Raw genomic sequence first — 6,697 nt, forward strand, 5'->3', positions numbered from 1 at the left:
GGCCCAGGCCGGCGCGCTGGCCGCTCTGGACGCCGACTCCCGGCTCACCCTGCGCCCGGGCCTGCGCTGGCAGCTCGCGCCACACGGGCCGGACACGGTGGCGCTGCGGCTGTTCGACCGCACCATCACGCTGCCCGCCGAGTGCGAGCCGGCGGTGCGGGCTGTGCTCACCGGCGCGGTCAGCCGGGTCGGCGACCTGCCCGGGCTGCCCGACGACGCCGACCGGCTCACCCTGGCCCGCCGGCTGCTGCGCGAGGCCGTACTCGTCCCGGAGTGAGCGCGCCTGGCCGCGAGCCCGGCGGTCGGCTCCCGGCCGTGTGATCGACGCGGGTTCGCGGTGTCCGGGCAGCGGGGTCGGCCCGGTTTCCTCGAAGTCGGGTCGATCGCGCCACGAGGCCAGCGCGCCGGTGCGCTCCGGGCCGTCGTGCCTAGCCGGCCCCGACCAGCTCGATGCGGAGGGTGTTCGTGATCTCGTCGGTCAGCTCACCCTCGACCCCGACCGAGATCGTGCCCTCGTCGGTGACGCCGAACACGAGCTCCACCGTGCCGGTCCTCAGCACAAGCGGGTCGTCGCCCGAGGTGCCGGCGGCGACCGCGGCGCGGATCGTGGTGATCGCCTCGACGAGGGTCTCCTCGACGGCGCTGTCGCGCAGCTCGTACCGGTCCTCCAGGTCCTCGGCGACGAGGGTGATGTCGATCGTGTGGGTCTTCTGCCGGGAGTGGCTGCCGCCCACCTTGACCTTCCAGCCGATCACCGGGACCCGGAAGTCCAGGCCGCCGCCCAGCTTCGTGGTGACGACCGCGCTGAGGATCAGCTGAACCGACCCGACCCGCAGGTCCCGGTCCGCGTCGGACGCCGAGATGCGGGCCTTCTTCACGGCTCTCTTCACCGCCGACACGAGTTCCTCGACGGGCACGCTGTAGTCGATCACGTCCATGGCGTAACTGCCCTTCTGCGAGTGGAGCCGGTCAGGCGGCCGTGGCGTACGGGTCGCCGTAGACGGTGTAGGCCAGCCACGTGGGGTCGAGTGGGTCGTCCTGCTGGTCCCTGCGGGCGGCGAGGGCCGCCGCGCCCAGCGTGGCGCCCTCGGCGAAGGACCGGTAGAAGGCGGTCGCGAAGCGGGCCGAGCTCTCCGACCGCACCGCCCAGAGCGTGCCGACGAACGCGCCCGCGCCGGACGACATGAACTGCTGCGCCCAGCCGAGCATCTTCGTGTACGTCGGCGCCGTGCCCGCGCTCCGGCAGGCGTTGATGAACACCAGCGGACCGGTCTCCTCCAGCAGCCTCCGGATGCTGGCCTCGGCGAGCAGGGCGGGCTTGAACCGGCCGCCGTCCATGTCGATGAACGAGCCGTCCGCCGAGAACGTGTTGTGGCAGGCGAAGTGCGTCGCGCCCAGGCTCCCGGAGTTGATCAGGGCGAGCAGCTCGTCCGCCCGGCTGATCGGTTCGCCGTCGGCCGCTCCGAGGATCGCCCGGATGGCGGCGATCTCCTCATGTGCCCCGGTGGGCGCCTTGGTCGGCACGACGAAGCGCGGGTCGCGCAGGCCGACCTTCGGTGTCAGTCGCTGGCCGTAGGTGCGGCGGACCACCGGGACCTGCTCGACGAGGAAGCCCGCGTCCTGCTGGGCGCTGAGCGGATAGAGCAGTTCCCACGGGACAACGTCGTAGTCGGTGGCGATCGTGAGGGCGCTCATGCCCGAGCCGACCTGCCAGAACTGGTCCTGGACGTCGGCGGGCACCATCTCCGACCACAGCTGGATGCCCGCCGAGCGGATGACCTCGCGGGTCATCGCCGCGCTGTAGCGCGAGCCGCCCCCGGCCAACTGTTGCAGTTCCCGGATGGCGTTCTCCACGGCGGCGTTCGGCGTGTTCGTGATCGACTCGACGACCGGGGCGAACAGCTCTCCCGCGTCGGAGCGCAGCTGGAACGTGTACCGGCTGCCGTCGAACCGCACCTCCATGGTGACCTCGCCCGGCCGTGCCCGCGGGGCGCCCAGTGGCGCCGTCTTCGGCTGCCCGTCCCGGAACGGGCCACCGGCCGCGACGGAGACCTCGACGGACACCTCGGTGAGGAAGGTGCCACCGGCCCAGGCCGTCACGTCGATGCGGTACAGCCCGGGGGTACGCGCTCCGAAGCCGAACCGGATCGGCGCCGGGTCCTCGGTCGGCATGACCAGCACGGTCTGCTGGAGCGGTCCCTCGTTGTGCAGGCCGGCGGGCGCGTGGACGGTCACGGTGACCGGTGTGCCCTCGTCGGCGACGAGGAGGTTGGCCAGCGGTGAGGTCACGGCGTCCGGGTGGACCGGTCGTCCGTCCGTGACGATCCGGACGTCGACGCTCAGGTCCCGGCCGGCGGGAACCTGGGCGGGCGCGCGTGCCACCAGCAGTCGCTCGGGTTGCCCGGCGGGGATCGGCAGCGGCAGCGGGTTCGGATGCCAGCCGGTGCCCGGAGTGGACGTCGGCTGCTCAGCGCTTCGCCACTGGTCAGCCAAGAGCAGATCGTGCGGATCCATCCGGTACGCGCCCAGGCCGAGCAGGTCGCGTCTCCTCTCCTCCCGCTCCCGCAGGTACCGGCGGCCCTGCTCATCGACGCCCAGCCGTGTGCGTACCGAGCGGAGGGTGATGCCGCCGGGGACGAGCGTGTCGCGACCGAGGTGCCGGTGGATGACCGACTCGGCCTCCAGTGCCTGGTCGATGGGGTACCGCCGGGTGATCGGCCGGAGGATCTCCAGTAGGAAGTCGCGGACCGGGACCACGGCGTTCGTGATCCCGCGTCGGACGACCTGCGCCGGGTCGGTCACCCGGAGGTCGACCGCGAGCATGGCGGTGAAGTGGTACGGGTCGTCCTTGGCGGGCAGCGTGACGTCGAGGACCACATGGTGGGCGCTGATGTCCACTTCGTAGCGGGTCGAATACCTTCGGAGAACCAGTTCGGTCCACCGCGTCGGGCGGCGAGGGTCGGCGACCTCCAGGTCACCCTCGTCGGTCGCGTAGACGACCGCCGCCGCCGCTCGGTGTGCGAAGGGTGACGTGAGCCTCGGCACCGGCTTCTCGCTGAGGATCAGCGGGACCACCGGCCCGGCACCGTCGTCCGCGCCGAATCTCGTGGCGAGGTCGTCGATCAGGCGGCGGACGTCCGCGTCGGCGGTGCGCGGGTGGATGCGCCGGTACTGCTGGTGGGCGAGCGGCCGGAGCGCGTCGGGCAGATCGGTCTCGCGGGGCGCTCGCGCGCCGTCCACCAGAACGGGAATGACCGGTATCCGCAGGTCGAGGGCGGTCTTGATCTCGCGGTGGATGTAGGAAGGACTTTCCAGCGGACCGTCCACGCCTTCGTGCCAACGCGGGCCGATCACGACGATGAGTGCCGTCGCGGCCGCCAGGCGGCGTCGGAGCCCGGTGGCGACCGGGACCGCGCGGACGACGGTGTCGCTGCCGAATCGAGCGCTCAGCGCGTCGTCGATCAGGCGTGCGGCGACGCTCTCGTCGTCGAGGCGGTAGCTGAGGAGGAAGCTCACCATTTCGCGTACCGTATCGGAGTTCCGGCGCCGAATCACCGCATCGTCCGTCGGCTATGCGACGGTCCCCCGGACAGCGCGGCGGCCGGCGTGGTCGGTGTCAGCGGCCGAGCACCAGCAGCAGCGCGGTCGCGAGCAGGCCGGCGCCGAGAACCACGGTGATCGGCCGGGGCCCGAGCACCGCGTGCCGGCGGTCGGCCAGCGCCCGTGCCGGCACCAGGCCGATCAGTGGGCCGAGCAGGGTCACCACCAGCGCCAGCACCGGCATCCCGACCGCGAGGTCACCGCCGTACCCGACGCCGAGGGCACGCGCGCCGGCGGCCAGCGCGTACGCCAGCGCGGCCCCGGCCACCCCGCAGAGCGCCAGCAGCGGGTTGACCGAGCCCGGCAGCTCACCCGGCTGCCCGGCCCGGTCGAGCAGGTCGCGGGCCCGGCCGAGCAGCAGCACCGGGTCGGTGGCGCCGCCGTTGGCCGGAACCGGCGGGCCACCGAGGCGGCGGGCGCCGGAGCCCAGCCGCTCCCGCAGCTGCTGCCACAGGTGCGCCACCTCGGCGTCGACCCGTTCCTGCTGCTCACGGGCCGCGACGAGCTCCTCCTCGGCGCGCCGCACCTGCTCGGCGGCGTCGGCGACGGCCCGGTCGGCCGCGGCGCACTGCCGCTCGTACCAGGTGTGCGCCTCGGCGCGCTGCTCGCGCACCCGGGCGGTCAGCTCCGCCAGCCGGCGCAGGTGCGCCGCGTACGTCTCACTCGTTACCGGTTGGTTCATCAGGACGGTCCATAGGGGATGATCACCTGACCGGTGCGGTGCACCGCCCGGTCGAAGAAGAGCCCACGCCACGGGCGGGGATACCAGTCCGGGCCGCCGGTGCCCGGGTAGAGCGACGAGCCCAGCTCGCCGCCGTGCGCGTCCAGTGCCACCCAGGCGCCGATCTGGTCGGTGCGGGCGGCCGGCCCGCCCAGGTCGGCGCGCATCCGGGCCACCCCTCGCCACCAGGCCAGCACGTGGGTCCGCCGCTCTGGCCCGTCGTGCAGGATCCGACGCAGGTGCTCCAGCCCGGTACGCCGGCCCGCCCGCGCGGCCAGCGCACCGGCCGCCGCGTCGACCGCGAACAGCAGCAGGTAGTGCGGGCTGCCCGGGCCGGTCAACCCGTCGGCCGTCTCGGACATCAGCTCACCGACGGTCTCCTCGTCGTACCAGGCGGCGTCGTCGGCCAGGTCGTCGTAGAGCGCGCGGGCCATCGGGTCGGCGTCCGGGTCCAGGCAGGCGATGGAGAACCGGGCCGTGCCCGGCGGGTGCTGGCGGGCGAGCGACCGGGCGGCCGCGTCCAGCACCGCGCACGCCTCGTCGACCCGGGTGCCCAGCACCGCGAGGTTGCGCCCGGGAGCGCGTGGCAGCCGCAGCGCGGCCGAACGGGACTGCACGTCGATGATCTCGCCGAGCAGGGCCACCGGGCTGCGCGGCGCGCTCCCGTCCGCCGGCGCCTCCAGCGCCCGGAAGTCCGGGGCGTCCGCCAGCCGGGGGATCGCGTCGCCGTCGAAGAGCCGGGCCGGCGCCGCGTCGGGCGGACGCATCCGCCACAGCCGGTTCTGCAGGCCGCTCCACGTCTCCCAGTCGCTGGCCGACGGGATCCGGGCGATCTCGTTGCCCTCCACCATGCCGGACTCGGCGTTGACCACCGCGTGCCAGCGGGGCAGGGACTGCGCCGCGTCGTTGCGCTCGGCGAGGATCCGCAACGCCTTGGGCAGCGCGATGCGCAGGGTGAACTGGGCGACCAGCGCCGGACGACCCCACAGCGCCTCGATGCCGCGGACGTCCTGCGAGGCGAGCACCAGGTGGATGCCCTGGGACCGGCCGCGCCGGGCCAGGTCCTCCAGCAGGTCCGCCGCCTCGCGTGCCACCGCGTCCCGCCCGGCCAGCAGCATCTGGAACTCGTCGACCACCGCCACGATGCGCGGCCAGTGCCCGGTGGGGTCGACCGCCCGCAGCTCGGCCAGCTTGGTCACCTCGTGCTTCTTGGCGGCGTCGGCCCGCCGGCGCAGCTCCTCGGCGAGGAACCGCAGCAGCGCCAGCCCGAACTCCCGGTCGGTGTTCACGTTGATCCCGACCAACCGCATGTGCGGCAGCCAGCTCGGGTCGCGCCGGCCCTTCGCGAACCGGGCGAAGGACACCCCCTCCTTGAAGTCCAGGAGGTAGAACTCCAGCTCGGCGGGGGAGTAGCGGGCTGCCAGCGCGCCGATCCAGGCGAAGATCAGGTTGGTCTTGCCGGTGCCGGACGGCCCACCGATCAGCGCGTGCGGCGGGTAGTCGCCCAGCGTCAACCGCACCGGCCGGCCCTGCGGCCCCTCGCCGATGGGCGCGGTGAGCCCGCTGGCCGAGTCCTCCCGCCACATGAGCTCCGGTGGCGGCAGCAGGTCGCTGAACGGGGTCGGCGGCGGGCCGGCGTTCACCCGCGCGGCGATCTCCCGGCAGGTCTCGGTGACCAGCGTCGCGGGTGGCGGTGGGTCCAGCCGGACCGGCAGGCCGGACGGGCCACCGATCTGGGCGCCGGACGTCTCGGCCACCACCCGGGTCACCGCGGGATCCTCCGGCAGCGGCACGCCACGGACCACCAGGTGCACTCCGCAGGCCACGCCGGCCCGCACCACCCGGTCCAGCTGACCACGCTCGTGCCGGTTCAGCTCGTCGCCGCCGAGCAGCACCGCCACCCGCCACGGCTCCGGACGGCGGCCGGTCGCCGCGGCCAGCTCCCGCAGCGAGGCGTACTCGCCGGCCAGCACGGTCTCGTTGATCCGGCGGATCTGCTCGACCAGGTCGTCCAGCAGCGGGCCCAGCCCACCGGGACCGACGAACGTGAGCAGCCCCGCGGTGCCCAGCGGGGCGAACCCGGCCAGGCCGCCGCCGAGGTGCTCCGGGTCGTACCCGATCAGCCGTACCGCCCCCGGGTCGGCGCGGCCGACGGAGCGCAGCAGCAGCGCGGCCACCACGGCGTCGCAGCCGGCGCGATCGCCGCCGGAGAGGTGCACGTGCCCGGCGTCGAGCAGCGGCACCAGCGCGGGCACCGGGTCGACGTCGTCGATGCGGACCGTGCCGACACGCAGCGCGCCGGGCGGCTCGGCCCGCCGCGCGGGTGTGGGCGCCCATCCCGGCCAGTCGGCGCCGGCACACCCGGGCGCCTCCCGG

At 74.2% G+C, this 6,697-nt stretch carries 4 protein-coding genes and 1 pseudogene; 1 reads left to right on the forward strand and 4 read right to left on the reverse strand.

Annotated elements, in window-relative coordinates; translation table 11 throughout:
* Nucleotides 1-277: pseudogene (locus tag DKT68_RS01295) on the forward strand (cupin); the annotation flags it as partial.
* Between the two features lie 151 nt (nucleotides 278-428).
* On the opposite strand, the gene DKT68_RS01300 reads toward DKT68_RS01295, so the two are convergent.
* The 4 genes from DKT68_RS01300 to DKT68_RS01315 all read right to left on the reverse strand — a co-directional run.
* On the reverse strand, nucleotides 429-938 hold the full coding sequence (locus DKT68_RS01300; RefSeq protein ID WP_109815605.1) for a trypco2 family protein: 510 nt from the start codon (nucleotides 936-938) through the stop codon (nucleotides 429-431).
* Nucleotides 939-969: 31 nt separating this feature from the next.
* Nucleotides 970-3,519, reverse strand: a complete 2,550-nt coding sequence (locus tag DKT68_RS01305; protein WP_109815606.1) for a CHAT domain-containing protein — start codon at nucleotides 3,517-3,519, stop codon at nucleotides 970-972.
* Nucleotides 3,520-3,616: 97 nt separating this feature from the next.
* Nucleotides 3,617-4,282: a hypothetical protein gene (locus DKT68_RS01310; protein WP_109815607.1), complete on the reverse strand. Its 666-nt coding sequence runs from the start codon at nucleotides 4,280-4,282 to the stop codon at nucleotides 3,617-3,619.
* On the reverse strand, nucleotides 4,282-6,697 hold a 2,416-nt coding region (locus DKT68_RS01315; protein ID WP_236646663.1), incomplete at its 5' end, for an FtsK/SpoIIIE domain-containing protein. The genes DKT68_RS01315 and DKT68_RS01310, both read right to left, overlap by 1 nt.

The sequence above is a fragment of the Micromonospora acroterricola genome, from assembly GCF_003172955.1.
Lineage (GTDB): Bacteria > Actinomycetota > Actinomycetes > Mycobacteriales > Micromonosporaceae > Micromonospora > Micromonospora acroterricola.